This is a genomic window from Agromyces sp. G08B096, assembly GCF_040267705.1.
Taxonomy (GTDB): Bacteria; Actinomycetota; Actinomycetes; order Actinomycetales; family Microbacteriaceae; genus Agromyces.
This window is the reverse complement of sequence record NZ_CP158374.1, coordinates 2251264-2265861: the sequence shown is the minus strand read 5'-3', so window position 1 is coordinate 2265861 and position 14598 is coordinate 2251264. Positions and strand designations below refer to the sequence as shown.

The following is a 14598-nucleotide window of genomic DNA, read 5'->3' as shown; positions in this document are numbered from 1 at the left end:
GGTCAGGCGTTCAGCGATCGCGGTACTTGGCGCGCGCGTCCCGGAGCGCGAGGCGTTCGAGCTTGCGCGCGTCCCGCAGCCGTTTCTCGGCCTCCCTGGTCGCCTTGCGCGCCTCTCGGACGCGCTTGTCGGCCTGCACCTCCGCAGGTTCCGGCTCTGCCGCGGGGGCGACCGCGACGGGTTCGCCGGCGGCGCGCGCGCGGACGAACCCCTCGACGCCGTCGAGGAGACGCTCGAACCCGAAGGCGAAGGGGTCTTCGCCGACGCGGAAGACGCCTGCGTCGACCGCACGGCGGAGCGCGGGGAACTCCTCGGCGCTCACGAGCACGGCGAGCAGGTCGTCGCGCGCGTCGTCGATCGCCTGCGGCTCGACGCCCTGTGAGGCGGCCGCCGTGGCGTAGGACCGTTCGACGATGCCCTGCCAGCGCACCTGACCGGTGATGAGCAGTGTGACGGCGATGCGTTCGTCCTCGCTCACCGGCAGCGGAGCGAGCAGGTGCAGTGTGGCATCCATCCAGGCGAGGTTGTTCGGGGTCACGGGCGTGCCGTCGATGGGGATGTCGAGCAGCCACGGGTGTTCGACGTACCGGTCGAGCTGCGCGCGCGCGATGGCGCGGATGCCGGCGCGCCAGTCGTCGGCGAGCTCGGGGTCGGGTTCCGGCGGCAGGCCGACGCCGTACTCCTGCATGAGGGTGAGCAGGTCGTCCTTCGCGGTCACGTACCGGTAGAGCGACATCGTCGTGTATCCGAGCGACTGGGCGACGCGGCTCATCGAGACGGCGCCGAGCCCTTCGGCGTCCGCGATCTCCATCGCGGCTTCGACGATGCGCTCGATGCTGAGCTCGCGCTTCGGCCCGCGCTGCGGGTTCGCCGAGACGCCCCAGGCGAGCGCGACGCCGCGGGGCAGCTCTGGTTCGGCGGCCGGCGGGGCGGGGGGCTCGGCGGTCATGGGTTCCTCTCGTCGACGCGTGTCGTTCGGTGCTTGCGTTCCATCCTAAGTCTGTGTATTAGTTAAACCGTGTGTGGATGCAATACACAGTTTATGACCTACACAGGAAGGCGACACCATGACCCTCGCGATCGACGCGCGCGGCCTGGGCAAGCGGTTCGGCCGGCAGGCCGTGCTCGACGGCCTCGACCTCGCGGTGGCCGACGGCTCGGTCTTCGCGCTGCTCGGCCCGAACGGCGCCGGCAAGACGACCACCATCAACATCCTGACGACCCTCGTGCGGCCCGACTCGGGCACCGCGAGCATCGCCGGACACGACGTCGTGCGCGACCCGGACGGCGTCCGGGCGCGCATCAGCCTCACCGGCCAGCAGGCCGCGGTCGACGAGGTGCTGACCGGGCGGCAGAACCTCACGATGCTCGGCCGGCTCTCCGGGCTCGACGCCAAGGCGGCCCGCCGACGCGGCGACGAGCTGCTCGAGCGCTTCGACCTCGTCGACGCCGCCACGCGCCAGGTGAAGACCTACTCCGGAGGCATGCGCCGCCGGCTCGACCTCGCGCTCAGCCTCGTGGTGCCGACGCCCGTGCTGTTCCTCGACGAGCCCACGACCGGCCTCGACACGCGCAGCCGGCTGGAGCTCTGGGCCGTGATCGGCGACATCGCCCGCGCCGGCGCGACGGTGTTCCTCACCACCCAGTACCTGGAGGAGGCCGACCGCCTGGCCGACCGCATCGCGGTCCTCGACGGCGGACGGATCGTCGCCGAGGGCACGGCCGCGGAGCTGAAGGCGCGGATCGGCGGCGACGTCGTCGAGCTCCGCGGTCCCGACGAGGAGCTCCTCGCCGAGCTGCCGACCGACGGCAGCGTCCACGGCATGCGCGCGGCCGTCGACGAGCTCGACCGGCATGAGGCATCCGGTCGCCCCGGCGTTCACGTGAACGTCCGCCGGCCGAGCCTCGACGACGTCTTCCTCGCCATCACGGGTGCCGGTGCGTCGTCGCCGTCGGCGACGGACCGCGCCCGCGACCTCATCGGAACGAAGGGCTGATCATGACCACGACCGCACCCGCCGCACGCACCGCAGCCGGCCTGCCCGCGACCCTCGCCCTCGGCGTCCGTCCCCGCCTCGCGCCGCTCACGGCCGAGGCCGTGTTCATCCGCCGCAGCCTCACGCACTCGCTCCGCGACGGCGAGGCGCTGCTCATGGCGATCATGCTGCCGGTGATGCTCATGCTGCTGTTCACCTTCGTGTTCGGCGGCGCCCTCGACCCGTCGGGCGGCTACGTCGATTACGTGGTGCCGGGCATCATCCTGCTCTGCGCCGGCTTCGGCGCGAGCTCCACGGCGCTGTACGTGGCCCGCGACATGTCGACGGGCGTCATCGACCGGTTCCGCACCATGCCGCTGCACGCCGGCGCTGTGCTCACCGGTCACGTGGTCGCGAGCCTCGCCCGCAACCTCCTGGCCACGGGGGTCGTGATCGGGGCGGGGCTCCTCGTGGGCTTCCGCCCGACCGCCGGACCGCTGGAGTGGCTCGGCGCGATCGGCATGATCGCGTTCTACGTGCTCGCCATCACCTGGCTGTTCGCCGCCATCGGCCTCGCGGCCGGGAGCCCCGACGCCGCGAACGGCTACGGCTTCATCCTGCTGTTCCTGCCCTACCTCTCGAGCGCGTTCGTGCCCGTGGACACCCTGCCCGACTGGCTGCAGTGGGTGGCGGAGAACCAGCCGATCACACCGATCATCGAGACCATCCGGAGCCTGCTCATGGGCACGCCGATGGGCGACTCGGGCTGGTGGGCGCTCGGCTGGTGCACGGCGATCGTCGTGTTCTCCGCCTGGTGGGGCGGCTGGCTGTTCCGCCGCAAGGCGGGGCGCCGCTGAGCCGGCCAGGCGCCGACAAGGGCGAGCGGATGTCTCGGACGGGGCATCCGCTCGCCGTCGTCACGCGACTCCCGTGCCGGCGCCGGGCTCAGCCGTGTCGGCGCGCCACGTCGGCGGCGAAGTCGCGGATCGCGCGCTCGAGCGCGTCGGCGTCCCGCCCGGGGCGATCGCGGTCGAAGTGGAAGGTCGAGAGGCCGGCGGCCGTCGCCCCGGCGATGTTCGCCCCCGCATCGTCGACGAGCATGGCGTCACGCGCGTCGACGCCGAACCAGCCGAGGGCGCGGGTGTAGATCCGCCTGGCGGGCTTGCGTGCGCCGAGCACGGCGGAGACGAGGTCGTTGCCGCCGAGGATCGCGGCGACCTCGGGCTCGAGTTCGGGCAGGCAGTCGCGGAAGATGATCGGGTTGTTCGACAGCAGCGAGACCGTGCCGAGCGTGGCCGCGAGGCGGAGGGCCCTGATCGACCCGGGGATGGGCGTCATCGCCGCCCGCCGTGCCGCGATCCACTGCTCGCGGTCGAGGGCTGCGCCGGTGACCTCCCGGAAGGCCGCGAGGTAGGCCTCCGTCGAGTCGGGGTCGCCCGCCTCCGCCGCCGCCTCGTGCCCGCCGGCCCACCACGACGATGCGAGCCGGTACTGGCTGACGCCGGTCCCGCGGGCGAGCGCGGGCAGGCGCTTCCGGAAGTCGTAGGCGACCAGCGTCTGATCGAAGTCGAAGAGGAACAGCGGGGCGCCCATGCCCCGAGTATGGCAAGTCGCGGGGTCTAGAATCGACCGGTCATGACTGCCATCTACGACTGCTCGGTGGACGCCGACCTCCTCACCGGCATGCGCCTCGCACGCGGCGCCCTCGGCCGCGGCGAGCTCGTGGTGCTGCCGACCGACACCGTCTACGGCCTCGCGGCCGACGCGTTCTCGCCCGAGGCGGTGCAACGCCTCCTCGACGCGAAGGGCCGCGGCCGCACCTCGCCGCCTCCGGTGCTGATCCCCGGCGTGCCGACGCTCGACGCGCTCGCACGCGACATCCCCGACGAGGTCCGGGAGCTCGTCTCCCGGTTCTGGCCGGGCGGGCTCACCGTCATCCTGCACGCGCAGCCCTCGCTGCAGTGGGATCTCGGCGAGACGCGCGGCACGGTCGCGCTCCGGATGCCCGACCATCGCATCGCGCTCGAACTGCTGAGCGAGACGGGCCCGCTCGCGGTGTCCTCGGCGAACCTCTCCGGCCGCCCGGCGGCGACGACCGCGCAGGAGGCCGCCGACATGCTCGGCGAATCGGTGGCGGTCTACCTCGACGGCGGCCCGTCGGGCACCGGGTACGAGGCCGTGGGGGAGCGGCCCGGCGACCTCTCCTCGACCATCGTCGACGCGACCGCGCTGACCGACGGCGGCCGTCTCCGCATCGTGCGTGCGGGCGTCATCACGCGCGCACAGCTCGCCGAGACGGTCGGCGAGGACGTGCTCGAGCCGGTCGGCGGGGCGGATGCGACGTCGTCGGATGCCGCGGACGACTCGACTGCCGCCGGCTCGTCGGATGCGGCGACGTCGGATGCCGACGCGGAGCGGGCCGACGCGGGCGGGGCATCCGGAGCATGACGCTCTTCGTCGCGCTGGCGGTGCTGGCGGCGGTCGTGTCGTTCGTGTGCTCGATCGTCGTGTGGAAGCTCGGACTGCGGTTCAAGCTGTACCCGCAGATCCGCGAACGCGACGTGCACACGCGGCCGACCCCGAGGCTCGGCGGCATCGCCATCTTCATCGGCATCCTCGCCGCCTTCGGCGCCGCCTGGCTCGTCTCCTCGCTCGGGCCTGACCGGTTCTCGCTGCTCACCATCGTGTTCGAGAACCCGGCGCAGGTGCTGTCGATCCTCGGCGCCGCGCTCATGATCGTGCTCCTCGGGGTCGCCGACGATCTGTGGGATCTCGACTGGATGACCAAGCTCGCCGGCCAGTTCATCGCGGCGGGCCTCGTCGCGTGGCAGGGCGTGTCGATCGTGTCCCTCCCGATCGGCGGCATCTCGGTCGGCTCGTCGTGGATGAGCGCCGTCGTCACGGTCTTCGCGATCGTGCTGGTGATGAACGCGGTGAACTTCATCGACGGCCTCGACGGCCTCGTCGCAGGCGTCACCCTCATTGCCAACGGCGTGTTCTTCATCTACACCTACCTGCTCGTGCAGCAGACCTCGCCGTTCAACTACTTCAACCTCGCCTCGCTCATCGCGGTGGTCCTCGTCGGCGCCCTCGCGGGCTTCCTGCCGATCAACTGGCACCCGGCGAAGATGTTCATGGGCGACGCGGGAGCGCTCCTCGTGGGCCTGCTGATGGCGACCTCGGCGATCGCCGTGACCGGGCAGATCAACCCGGCGGCCGCGGGCATCGAGGACCTCTTCGCCGCCTTCATCCCGATCATCCTGCCGTTCGCGGTGCTCGTCATCCCGCTGCTCGACTTCGGTCTCGCGGTGCTCCGCCGCCTCCGCGCCGGGAAGTCGCCGTTCTCGGCCGACCGCAAGCACCTGCACCACCGGCTGCTCGACATGGGCCACTCCCACCTGCACGCGGTGCTCATCTTCTACGCGTGGACCGCGGTCGTGGCGGTGGGCTGCCTGCTCACCTACGTGCTGCCCGTCTACCTCGGCACGAGCGCGCGCTGGGCGCTGCTGTTCATCGGCGTCGGCTTCGTCGTCTGCGCCGTGATCACCCTGGCCCCGCTCGGCCGGCGGAAGCGGCTCACCGTCGCGGCGGAGGAGGCTCCGGCCGCGGAACTGCCCGGCGTCGACGAGCTCGCGGGCGTCCCCGAGACGCACGGCCCGGTCACCGCTGAGGCCGCCCCGGTAGAATCTCCGGAACCCCCGAACGGAGCCCGATGACCGACGCGCCCGGCGCCAGCCGAACCCCCACCTCGAACCCTCTCCTGAAGCGAGCGCTGCTCTGGGGCGGCCTGCTGGCCGGAATCATCCTGGTCGCCTCCGCCGTCCTCGGCCTCGTCTTCGCGGGCGTCGACGGGCTCGTGAGCGCCCTGGTCGGCACCCTGATGGCCGTCGTGTTCATGGGCGTCACGGCCGCGAGCATCCTCCTCGCGAACCGCTTCGCCGGAAGCGACGTCTTCGTGGGTGCGTTCTTCGGCATCGTCCTCGGCGGCTGGCTGCTGAAGTTCGTGCTCTTCATCGTGCTCGTGCTGGTACTTCGGGATGCCCCGTGGCTGAACGGCACCGTCCTGTTCCTCAGCATCGTGGCCGGCGTGCTCGCCTCGCTCGTCGTCGACGTGCTCGTGGTGGCGCGGTCGCGACTGCCCTACGCGAGCGATGCGACGCTGCCGAAGGCCCCGACCGACGACTGAAGCGGAGATGCTCCGGCGAATTCGTCCTGTCGTAGAAGTCTTGCTAGAGTACTGAGCGATCCCCCTACGGTTTTCGCCGGCCCCGGCGTGTGCGGACACCGTTTCCGATGTTCGACGTCGCGAGAGCCGAGCTCCACGCCCCGAAACAGGAGATAGCGCTGCTAGCTACCGCTGTGAACCTGCTGGTTCCGACTGCAACCGATGATGGTGAGTTCCACGGGCCGTCGATCGAGGAGTTCTTCCCCGGCCCCCTCCTGTTCGCCGACACCCCGTTCGAGATCAACCGGATCATGCTGGTCCGCTTCGTCGCGGTCGCGGCACTGCTCCTGGTGTTCTGGCTCGGCACGCGTCGCATGCGCGTCGTGCCCGGCCGCTTCCAGAGCCTCGTCGAGATGGGCCTCGACGTCGTCCGCGTGAACATCGCCGACGACCTGCTCGGCAAGAAGGACGGCAAGCGGTTCCTGCCGATCCTGACCACGATCTTCTTCATGGTGCTGTTCATGAACATCACCGGCATCATCCCGGGGCTGAACATCGCGGGCACCTCGGTGATCGGCGTCCCGCTGGTGCTCGCGATCGTCGCGTACATCACCTTCATCTACGCGGGCATCAAGAAGAGCCCCAAGAACTTCTTCAAGAACTCGCTGTTCCCGGCGGGCGTCCCGTGGCCGGTGTACATCATCGTCACGCCGATCGAGCTCATCTCGACCTTCGTGATCCGCCCCGTCACGCTCACCCTCCGACTCATGATGAACATGATCGTCGGCCACCTGCTGCTCGTGCTGTTCTTCGCGGCGACGCAGTTCTTCTTCTTCACGGCGGGCGGTTGGTACACGCTCTTCGGTGTCGGCACGCTGGCCTTCGGCTTCGTGTTCACGCTGTTCGAGATCCTCGTCGCCGTCCTGCAGGCCTACGTCTTCGCCCTCCTCACCGCGGTCTACATCCAGCTCGCGGTCGCAGAAGAGCACTGAGCCGGGCACCCGCCCGAACATCCCTAGGAAAGGAAACCCCAACGTGGACGCAACCACCGTTCTCGCTGAGATCAACGGCAACATCGCGACCGTCGGCTACGGCCTCGCGGCGATCGGCCCGGCCATCGGCGTGGGCATCGTCGTCGGCAAGACCATCGAGGGCGTCGCCCGTCAGCCCGAGCTGGCCGGCCGTCTCCAGGTCCTGATGTGGATCGGTATCGCCTTCACCGAGGCGCTCGCCTTCATCGGCATCGCGACCTACTTCATCTTCGTCTGATCCGACCGCCCCAACCGAGGAGGCCAACGTGCTTCATGCAGTTCTGAGCACTGCAACCGAGGGCGGCGAGACCCACAGCCCGGTCATCCCCGAGATCTACGACCTCGTCTGGTCGGCCGTCTGCTTCGTCATCATCCTCGTCTTCTTCTGGATCTACGTGCTCCCGCGCGTCCAGAAGCTGCTCGATGAGCGCGCCGAGGCGATCGAGGGCAACATCGCGAAGGCCGACGAGGCGCAGCGCAAGGCCGAGGCGGCGCTCGAGGAGTACACCGCCCAGCTCGCCGACGCGCGCGCCGAGGCCGGACGTATCCGCGAGACCGCCCGCGAGGACGGCAAGAAGATCGTCGCCGAGGCGAAGGACCAGGCCCTCACCGAGGCGGCGCGCGTCACCGCGAGCGCGCAGGCGCAGATCGACGCCGAGCGTCAGGCCGCGCTGGTCTCGCTCCGGTCCGAGGTCGGCACCATCGCCATCGACCTCGCCTCGGGCGTGGTCGGGGAGTCGCTCACCGACGACCAGAAGGCGAAGGCGGTCGTCGACCGCTTCCTCGCCGACCTCGAGGCCGAGCAGGCCTCCACCGGAGGGACGAAGTAACGCATGGGTAGCGCAACGAGGGAGGCCCTCACCGGCACCCGCGCCGCGCTCGCGGCGCTGGGCCGTCCCGAGCTCCAGGCCGCGGACGACCTGCTCGCCGCCGCCCGGGTGATCGGCGAGTCGTCGCAGCTGCGCTCGGCGCTCATCGACCCCGAGGCGGATGCCGCGCAGAAGCGCGCGCTGGTCGATCAGGTGTTCGGCGGGCGGATCGCGCCCGACGCGGTCTCGATCCTCACGACGGCCGCCTCGGTGCGCTGGTCGAGCCAGGACGACTTCCTCGCCGGCCTCGAAGACCTCGGCATCCGCCTCGCGGCGATCGCCGCGGGCGACGGCGTCGACCTCGACGCCGAGCTGTTCTCGTTCGAGCGGACGGTCGGCGGCGACGCCGAGCTCGAGCTCGCCCTCGGGTCCAAGCTCGGTGCGCCGGCGGCGAAGGCGCGGCTCGTCGAGAGACTGCTCGACCGCGGCGCCGCGCCGGCGACGACCGTCATCGTCCGTCACCTGGTCCTGCAGCCGCGTGGGCGTCGCATCGGCGAGATGCTCAAGCACGCGGCGGCCGTTGCAGCCGACCAGCGCGGGTACGATGTGGCGACCGTCACCACGGCCGTGCCGCTGTCGAGCGAGCAGCTCGAGCGCCTCGGCCGCAGCCTCGCCGGAGCATCCGGTCGCGGCATCCGCTTCGACACCATCGTCGATCCCGCCGTCCTCGGCGGGGTCCGCGTGCAGATCGGCGACGACGTCATCGACGGCAGCGTCGCCAGCCGTCTCAGCTCGCTGAGGCAGAAGCTTGCCGGCTGACGCCGGACGACAACGACCGGCGTCCTGCGCCGCGACACATCAGTAGCTGTACAGCGGTACAGGCCAGCCCAGGAAAAGGAAATGGCAATGGCAGAACTCTCCATCAGCCCCGATGAGATCCGTTCGGCTCTCACGGAGTTCGCCCAGGCATACGAGCCGGGTGCGGCGCAGAAGACCGAGGTCGGGTACGTCACCGACGCCGCCGACGGCATCGCCCACGTCGAGGGCCTGCCCTCGGTCATGGCGAACGAGCTCGTCCGCTTCGCGGACGGCACGCTCGGCCTCGCCCTGAACCTCGAAGAGGACGAGATCGGTGTCGTGGTGCTCGGCGAGTTCACCGGCATCGAGGAGGGCATGGAGGTGACCCGCACCGGCGAGGTCCTCTCCGTCCCCGTCGGCGAGGGCTACCTCGGCCGTGTCGTCGACCCGCTCGGCAACCCGATCGACGGGCTCGGCGAGATCACCGGCATCGAGGGCCGCCGTGCCCTCGAGCTGCAGGCGCCCGGCGTCATGCAGCGCAAGTCGGTGCACGAGCCGCTGCAGACCGGAATCAAGGCCATCGACGCCATGATCCCCGTCGGCCGCGGCCAGCGCCAGCTCATCATCGGCGACCGCCAGACCGGCAAGACCGCCATCGCGATCGACACGATCATCAACCAGAAGGCGAACTGGGAGTCGGGCGACCCGAACAAGCAGGTCCGCTGCATCTACGTCGCGATCGGCCAGAAGGGCTCGACCATCGCCTCGGTGAAGGGCGCCCTCGAGGACGCCGGCGCGATGGAGTACACCACCATCGTCGCGGCTCCCGCCTCCGACCCGGCCGGCTTCAAGTACCTGGCGCCGTACACCGGTTCGGCCATCGGCCAGCACTGGATGTACGACTCCAAGCACGTCCTGATCATCTTCGACGACCTGTCGAAGCAGGCCGAGGCCTACCGCGCCGTCTCGCTGCTGCTGCGCCGTCCGCCGGGCCGCGAGGCGTACCCCGGCGACGTCTTCTACCTGCACTCGCGTCTGCTCGAGCGCTGCGCGAAGCTCTCCGACGAGCTCGGTGCAGGCTCGATGACCGGCCTGCCGATCATCGAGACGAAGGCGAACGACGTCTCGGCGTACATCCCGACCAACGTGATCTCGATCACCGACGGCCAGATCTTCCTCCAGTCCGACCTCTTCAACGCGAACCAGCGCCCGGCGGTCGACGTCGGCATCTCGGTCTCGCGAGTCGGCGGCGACGCGCAGGTCAAGTCGATCAAGAAGGTCTCGGGCACGCTGAAGCTCGAGCTCGCGCAGTACCGCTCGCTCGAGGCGTTCGCGATGTTCGCGTCCGACCTCGACGCGGCGAGCCGTCGCCAGCTGGCCCGCGGCGCGCGCCTGACCGAGCTGCTCAAGCAGCCGCAGTACTCGCCGTACCCCGTCGAGGAGCAGGTCGTCTCGATCTGGGCCGGCACGAACGGCAAGCTCGACGAGGTCCCTGTCGAGGACATCCTGCGCTTCGAGCGCGAGCTCCTCGACTACCTCGGCCGGAACACCAACGTGCTGAACGAGCTCCGCGAGACGAACGTGCTGAGCGACGACAACGTCGCGACGCTCGACGCCGAGGTCGACAAGTTCAAGCTCGAGTTCCAGACCGGCGAGGGCAAGCCGCTCGCATCGGTGGGCAAGGAGCAGTTCGAGGCGATCGCCGAAGAGGACGTCAACCAGGAGAAGATCGTCAAGGGTCGCCGCTAGGCGCTGACGAGCTGATTCTCGGACGTTAGGGATACAGGAGAGACATGGGAGCGCAACTTCGGGTCTACCGGCAGAAGATCAAGTCTGCCCAGACGACGAAGAAGATCACGAAGGCGATGGAGCTCATCGCCGCCTCGCGCATCCAGAAGGCGCAGGCTCGCGTGGCGTCGTCGACGCCGTACTCGCGTGCCATCACCCGTGCCGTCTCGGCCGTGGCGACGTACTCCAACGTCGAGCATGTGCTGACGACCGAGCCCGAGAAGATCGAGCGCGCGGCCGTCGTGATCCTCACGTCGGACCGCGGCCTCGCCGGTGCGTTCAACTCGCAGGTGCTCCGCGAGGCGGAGGAGCTCTCCGAGCTCCTCCGCTCGCAGGGCAAGGAGGTCGTGTACTTCCTCGTCGGCCGCAAGGCGGTCGGGTACTTCCAGTTCCGCCGGCGCGCGTTCGAGCGCGAATGGGTGGGCAGCTCGGAGGCGCCCGAGTTCGAGCTCGCGAAGGAGATCTCCGACGCGGTGCTCGAGGCGTTCCTGCGGGATGCCTCCGACGGCGGGGTCGACGAGATCCACGTCGTCTACAACACCTTCGTGAGCATGATGACGCAGGTGCCTTCCGTGGTGCGCCTGCTCCCGCTCGAGGTCGTCGAGGGCGTCGAGGAACCGGATGCCACGGTGCAGCCGCTCTACGAGTTCGAGCCCGATGTCGAGACCGTGCTCGATGCGCTGCTGCCGGTGTACATCGAGAGCCGCATCTTCAACGCGCTGCTGCAGTCGGCTGCGGCGAAGCACGCCGCGACGCAGAAGGCGATGAAGTCCGCATCCGACAACGCGGACAAGCTCATCACCGACTACACCCGCCTCGCCAACAACGCGCGCCAGGCCGAGATCACGCAGCAGATCTCCGAGATCGTGGGCGGCGCCGACGCGCTCGTCGTCGCCAAGTAGCAATTCAGGAAAAGGAAGAGCCTTCAATGACTGACACCGCAACCGCGCCGGTCGCCGAGTCGACCGCCGGCGCCGTCGGCCGCATCGCCCGCGTCACGGGCCCGGTCGTCGACATCGAGTTCCCGCACGACTCGATCCCGGACATCTACAACGCCCTGCAGACCGAGATCACGATCGGCGACGAGACCACGGTGCTCACGCTCGAGGTCGCGCAGCACCTCGGCGACGACGTGGTCCGCGCGATCGCGCTGAAGCCGACCGACGGCCTGGTCCGCGGCCAGGAGGTCACCGACACCGGCGCGCCGATCTCGGTGCCCGTCGGCGACGTCACCAAGGGCAAGGTGTTCAACGTGATCGGCGAGGTGCTGAACCTCGAGCCCGGCGAGACCATCGAGGTCACCGAGCGCTGGCCGATCCACCGCAAGCCCCCGGCCTTCGACCAGCTCGAGTCGAAGACGCAGCTCTTCGAGACCGGCATCAAGTCGATCGACCTCCTGACGCCGTACGTGCAGGGTGGCAAGATCGGCCTCTTCGGTGGTGCGGGCGTCGGCAAGACCGTCCTCATCCAGGAGATGATCCAGCGCGTCGCGCAGGACCACGGTGGTGTGTCGGTGTTCGCCGGCGTCGGCGAGCGCACGCGTGAGGGCAACGACCTGATCCACGAGATGGAGGAGGCCGGCGTCTTCGACAAGACCGCCCTGGTCTTCGGCCAGATGGACGAGCCGCCCGGGACGCGTCTTCGCGTCGCCCTCTCGGCCCTGACGATGGCGGAGTACTTCCGCGACGTGCAGAAGCAGGACGTGCTGCTCTTCATCGACAACATCTTCCGCTTCACCCAGGCGGGTTCCGAGGTGTCGACGCTGCTCGGCCGGATGCCCTCCGCCGTGGGCTACCAGCCGAACCTCGCCGACGAGATGGGCCTCCTCCAGGAGCGCATCACCTCGACGCGCGGCCACTCGATCACCTCGCTGCAGGCGATCTACGTGCCCGCCGACGACTACACCGACCCGGCGCCCGCGACCACCTTCGCGCACCTCGACGCGACGACGGAGCTCTCCCGCGAGATCGCGTCGAAGGGTCTGTACCCCGCGATCGACCCGCTGACCTCCACGTCGCGCATCATGGACCCGCGGTACCTGGGCGCCGACCACTACCGCGTCGCCACGACGGTCAAGCAGATCCTCCAGAAGAACAAGGAGCTGCAGGAGATCATCGCGATCCTCGGTGTCGACGAGCTCTCTGAAGAGGACAAGATCACCGTGGCCCGTGCCCGGCGCATCCAGCAGTTCCTCTCGCAGAACACCTACATGGCGAAGAAGTTCACCGGTGTCGAGGGTTCCACGGTGCCGCTGAAGGACACCATCGAGTCGTTCGACGCCATCGCCCGCGGTGACTTCGACCACGTCGCGGAGCAGGCGTTCTTCAACGTCGGCCCCATCTCCGACGTCGAGGAGAACTGGGCCCGGATCCAGAAGGAGAACGGCTGAGCATGGCCGCCCTCAACGTGAGCGTCGTCTCGGCCGACCGCGAGGTCTGGTCGGGCGAGGCGTCCATGGTGGTGGCGCGCACCGTCGAAGGCGAGATCGGCATCCTGCCGGGTCACGAGCCGATGCTCGCGATCCTCGCCGGCGGCGAGGTGCGCGTCACCCTCCCCGGGGGTGAGAAGCTCACCGCCGAGGCGGAGGACGGCTTCCTCTCCGTGCAGTCCGACGTCGTGCAGGTCGTGGCCTCGCGGGCCACGCTCGCCTGAGGGGTCGCGGATGCCGGGGGAGCAGCCGTTCGACCGCCAGTTCGGTGACCTGAGTGTCACACAGCTCATCGTGATGGCCGGGCTGCCGGGCGCGGGCAAGTCGACGATCGGTGAGATCGTCGGAGGCCGGCTCGGAGCCACGGTCGTCTCGGTTGACCCGATCGAATCGGCGATCCTTCGTGCCGGCATCGACGCGGACGAACCGACGGGCCTCGCGGCCTACCTGGTGGCCGAGGAGATCGCCCGCAAGGAGTTGCTCGCCGGCCGCACGGTGATCGTCGACGCCGTGAACGCCGGGGAGGCGGCGCGCCTGCAGTGGCGTGATCTGGCCAACGAGACCGAGGCGCGCCTCCGCGTCATCGAGGTGGTGTGCTCCGACGAGGCGTTGCACCGCGCCCGTCTGGAGAAGCGGGAGCGTCGCCTGCCGCATCTCGAGGAAACCACCTGGCGGCAGGTCGAGCAGAGCCTCGAGGGCTACGCGCCCTGGATCGGCCCGTGCGCCTCGCTCCCGCGGGTGACGATCGACAGCGTGGAATCGCTGGGCGCCAACGTCGACGCGGCGCTGGCGTTCATCAGCTCGTAGTGCTCGTCCTGCTGCCGCCCTCGGAGACGAAACGCGATGGCGGGACCTCGACGCCTGTCGATCTGTCCCGGCTCTCGTTCTCGTCGGCGACGGCCGCCCGTGCTGCGCTGTTGGCCGACGTCGTCGCTCTCGCCGCGGATGAGACCGCCATGATGCGGGCGCTGAAGCTCGGCCCGAGGCAGTCTGCGGAGGTCGCCCGGAACGCGGCGCTGCTGACATCGCCGGTGATGCCGGCGATCGATCGGTACACCGGCGTGCTGTACGACGCCCTCGATGCCGGCTCGCTGGGGGACGCATCGCGGGCGTTCGCTCACGAGAGCGTGGCCGTGCACTCGGCGCTGTTCGGGCTCGTCGCGGCGCTCGACCCGATCCCCGCGTATCGGCTGTCGCACGACTCGCGAGTGCCGGGTGAGCGGCTCCGAGCACGCTGGCGCGAGGTCATCGCCCGGCAGCTCGAGGCGCGCGACGGGCTGATCGTCGATCTCCGCTCCGAGGGCTATGTGGAACTGGGGCCCGCACCTCGTCGACCCGGTTCCGTGTTCGTTCGGGTCGTCGCGGAGGATGGCACCGGCCGCCGCCGGGCACTCAACCACTTCAACAAGCGCGCGAAGGGGCTCTTCACCAGGGCGTTCCTGGAGCAGCGGCCACAGCTCCACACCGTCAACGAGCTCATCGGGTGGGCCGAGAGCGCTGGATTCCGGCTGGATGCCCGTGAGTCCCACGACGAAGCGGGCGGAGCTGCCCGGCCCCAGGAACTCGAGCTCGTCGCCTGAGGTTCATCTCCTCGCCCCTCCGG

At 69.7% G+C, this 14598-nt stretch carries 17 protein-coding genes; 15 read left to right on the top strand and 2 right to left on the bottom strand.

The window, feature by feature from the left end; all coding sequences use genetic code 11:
• Window positions 1-10: 10 nt before the first annotated feature.
• The gene (locus ABIQ69_RS10940; RefSeq protein ID WP_350347148.1) at window positions 11-949 is read right to left on the bottom strand and encodes a TetR/AcrR family transcriptional regulator; all 939 of its coding nucleotides are present in this window, start codon (window positions 947-949) and stop codon (window positions 11-13) included.
• Between the two features lie 118 nt (window positions 950-1067).
• Between ABIQ69_RS10940 and ABIQ69_RS10935 the strand changes: the two genes are divergently transcribed.
• Together ABIQ69_RS10935 and ABIQ69_RS10930 are read left to right on the top strand one after the other, a co-directional pair.
• Window positions 1068-1997, top strand: coding sequence for an ATP-binding cassette domain-containing protein (locus ABIQ69_RS10935; protein WP_350347147.1), 930 nt, complete (start codon window positions 1068-1070; stop codon window positions 1995-1997).
• Between the two features lie 2 nt (window positions 1998-1999).
• Window positions 2000-2833: an ABC transporter permease gene (locus ABIQ69_RS10930; protein WP_350347146.1), complete on the top strand. Its 834-nt coding sequence runs from the start codon at window positions 2000-2002 to the stop codon at window positions 2831-2833.
• An 88-nt stretch (window positions 2834-2921) separates the two neighbouring features.
• On the opposite strand, the gene ABIQ69_RS10925 is transcribed toward ABIQ69_RS10930, so the two are convergent.
• On the bottom strand, window positions 2922-3569 hold the full coding sequence (locus tag ABIQ69_RS10925; RefSeq protein ID WP_350347145.1) for an HAD-IA family hydrolase: 648 nt from the start codon (window positions 3567-3569) through the stop codon (window positions 2922-2924).
• Between the two features lie 42 nt (window positions 3570-3611).
• On the opposite strand from ABIQ69_RS10925, the gene ABIQ69_RS10920 reads away from it, so the two are divergent.
• From ABIQ69_RS10920 to ABIQ69_RS10860, 13 genes are all read left to right on the top strand, one after another.
• Window positions 3612-4424, top strand: coding sequence for an L-threonylcarbamoyladenylate synthase (locus tag ABIQ69_RS10920; RefSeq protein ID WP_350347144.1), 813 nt, complete (start codon window positions 3612-3614; stop codon window positions 4422-4424).
• The gene (locus ABIQ69_RS10915; protein WP_350347143.1) at window positions 4421-5692 is read left to right on the top strand and encodes an MraY family glycosyltransferase; all 1272 of its coding nucleotides are present in this window, start codon (window positions 4421-4423) and stop codon (window positions 5690-5692) included. Before ABIQ69_RS10920 ends, ABIQ69_RS10915 begins: the two co-directional genes overlap by 4 nt.
• On the top strand, window positions 5689-6162 hold the full coding sequence (locus ABIQ69_RS10910) for a hypothetical protein (protein ID WP_350347142.1): 474 nt from the start codon (window positions 5689-5691) through the stop codon (window positions 6160-6162). Before ABIQ69_RS10915 ends, ABIQ69_RS10910 begins: the two co-directional genes overlap by 4 nt.
• Before the next feature lie 173 nt (window positions 6163-6335).
• Window positions 6336-7133, top strand: a complete 798-nt coding sequence (gene atpB / locus ABIQ69_RS10905) for a F0F1 ATP synthase subunit A (RefSeq protein ID WP_350350010.1) — start codon at window positions 6336-6338, stop codon at window positions 7131-7133.
• A gap of 43 nt (window positions 7134-7176) precedes the next feature.
• A complete protein-coding gene (atpE, locus tag ABIQ69_RS10900) occupies window positions 7177-7410 on the top strand; it encodes an ATP synthase F0 subunit C (protein WP_022888426.1) in 234 nt (77 codons plus the stop codon).
• 28 nt (window positions 7411-7438) lie between these two features.
• Window positions 7439-8002, top strand: coding sequence for a F0F1 ATP synthase subunit B (locus ABIQ69_RS10895; protein ID WP_350347141.1), 564 nt, complete (start codon window positions 7439-7441; stop codon window positions 8000-8002).
• Between the two features lie 3 nt (window positions 8003-8005).
• The gene (locus ABIQ69_RS10890) at window positions 8006-8800 is read left to right on the top strand and encodes a F0F1 ATP synthase subunit delta (RefSeq protein ID WP_350347140.1); all 795 of its coding nucleotides are present in this window, start codon (window positions 8006-8008) and stop codon (window positions 8798-8800) included.
• An 87-nt stretch (window positions 8801-8887) separates the two neighbouring features.
• Complete coding sequence (gene atpA / locus ABIQ69_RS10885) at window positions 8888-10528, top strand: F0F1 ATP synthase subunit alpha (protein ID WP_350347139.1); 1641 nt, start codon at window positions 8888-8890, stop codon at window positions 10526-10528.
• 44 nt (window positions 10529-10572) lie between these two features.
• Complete coding sequence (locus tag ABIQ69_RS10880) at window positions 10573-11469, top strand: F0F1 ATP synthase subunit gamma (RefSeq protein WP_350347138.1); 897 nt, start codon at window positions 10573-10575, stop codon at window positions 11467-11469.
• Window positions 11470-11495: 26 nt separating this feature from the next.
• Window positions 11496-12956 carry a F0F1 ATP synthase subunit beta gene (atpD, locus tag ABIQ69_RS10875; protein WP_350347137.1) on the top strand — a complete coding sequence of 487 codons (1461 nt, stop codon included), beginning with the start codon at window positions 11496-11498 and terminating at the stop codon, window positions 12954-12956.
• A 2-nt stretch (window positions 12957-12958) separates the two neighbouring features.
• Window positions 12959-13219 carry a F0F1 ATP synthase subunit epsilon gene (locus ABIQ69_RS10870; protein WP_350347136.1) on the top strand — a complete coding sequence of 87 codons (261 nt, stop codon included), beginning with the start codon at window positions 12959-12961 and terminating at the stop codon, window positions 13217-13219.
• Window positions 13220-13229: 10 nt separating this feature from the next.
• The gene (locus tag ABIQ69_RS10865) at window positions 13230-13802 is read left to right on the top strand and encodes an ATP-binding protein (protein ID WP_350347135.1); all 573 of its coding nucleotides are present in this window, start codon (window positions 13230-13232) and stop codon (window positions 13800-13802) included.
• Window positions 13802-14575: a peroxide stress protein YaaA gene (locus ABIQ69_RS10860; RefSeq protein ID WP_350347134.1), complete on the top strand. Its 774-nt coding sequence runs from the start codon at window positions 13802-13804 to the stop codon at window positions 14573-14575. Before ABIQ69_RS10865 ends, ABIQ69_RS10860 begins: the two co-directional genes overlap by 1 nt.
• Window positions 14576-14598: the final 23 nt, after the last annotated feature.

Excerpts from the sequence above, each read along its gene's own strand:
- atpA (WP_350347139.1), top strand. The coding sequence starts at position 8,888 with ATGGCAGAACTCTCCATCAGCCCCGATGAGATCCGTTCGGCTCTCACG.
- ABIQ69_RS10880 (WP_350347138.1), top strand. The coding sequence starts at position 10,573 with ATGGGAGCGCAACTTCGGGTCTACCGGCAGAAGATCAAGTCTGCCCAG.
- atpD (WP_350347137.1), top strand. The coding sequence starts at position 11,496 with ATGACTGACACCGCAACCGCGCCGGTCGCCGAGTCGACCGCCGGCGCC.
- ABIQ69_RS10925 (WP_350347145.1), bottom strand. The coding sequence starts at position 3,569 with ATGGGCGCCCCGCTGTTCCTCTTCGACTTCGATCAGACGCTGGTCGCC.
- ABIQ69_RS10930 (WP_350347146.1), top strand. The coding sequence starts at position 2,000 with ATGACCACGACCGCACCCGCCGCACGCACCGCAGCCGGCCTGCCCGCG.
- ABIQ69_RS10915 (WP_350347143.1), top strand. The coding sequence starts at position 4,421 with ATGACGCTCTTCGTCGCGCTGGCGGTGCTGGCGGCGGTCGTGTCGTTC.
- ABIQ69_RS10865 (WP_350347135.1), top strand. The coding sequence starts at position 13,230 with ATGCCGGGGGAGCAGCCGTTCGACCGCCAGTTCGGTGACCTGAGTGTC.
- ABIQ69_RS10890 (WP_350347140.1), top strand. The coding sequence starts at position 8,006 with ATGGGTAGCGCAACGAGGGAGGCCCTCACCGGCACCCGCGCCGCGCTC.
- ABIQ69_RS10870 (WP_350347136.1), top strand. The coding sequence starts at position 12,959 with ATGGCCGCCCTCAACGTGAGCGTCGTCTCGGCCGACCGCGAGGTCTGG.
- ABIQ69_RS10935 (WP_350347147.1), top strand. The coding sequence starts at position 1,068 with ATGACCCTCGCGATCGACGCGCGCGGCCTGGGCAAGCGGTTCGGCCGG.
- ABIQ69_RS10920 (WP_350347144.1), top strand. The coding sequence starts at position 3,612 with ATGACTGCCATCTACGACTGCTCGGTGGACGCCGACCTCCTCACCGGC.
- ABIQ69_RS10910 (WP_350347142.1), top strand. The coding sequence starts at position 5,689 with ATGACCGACGCGCCCGGCGCCAGCCGAACCCCCACCTCGAACCCTCTC.
- ABIQ69_RS10940 (WP_350347148.1), bottom strand. The coding sequence starts at position 949 with ATGACCGCCGAGCCCCCCGCCCCGCCGGCCGCCGAACCAGAGCTGCCC.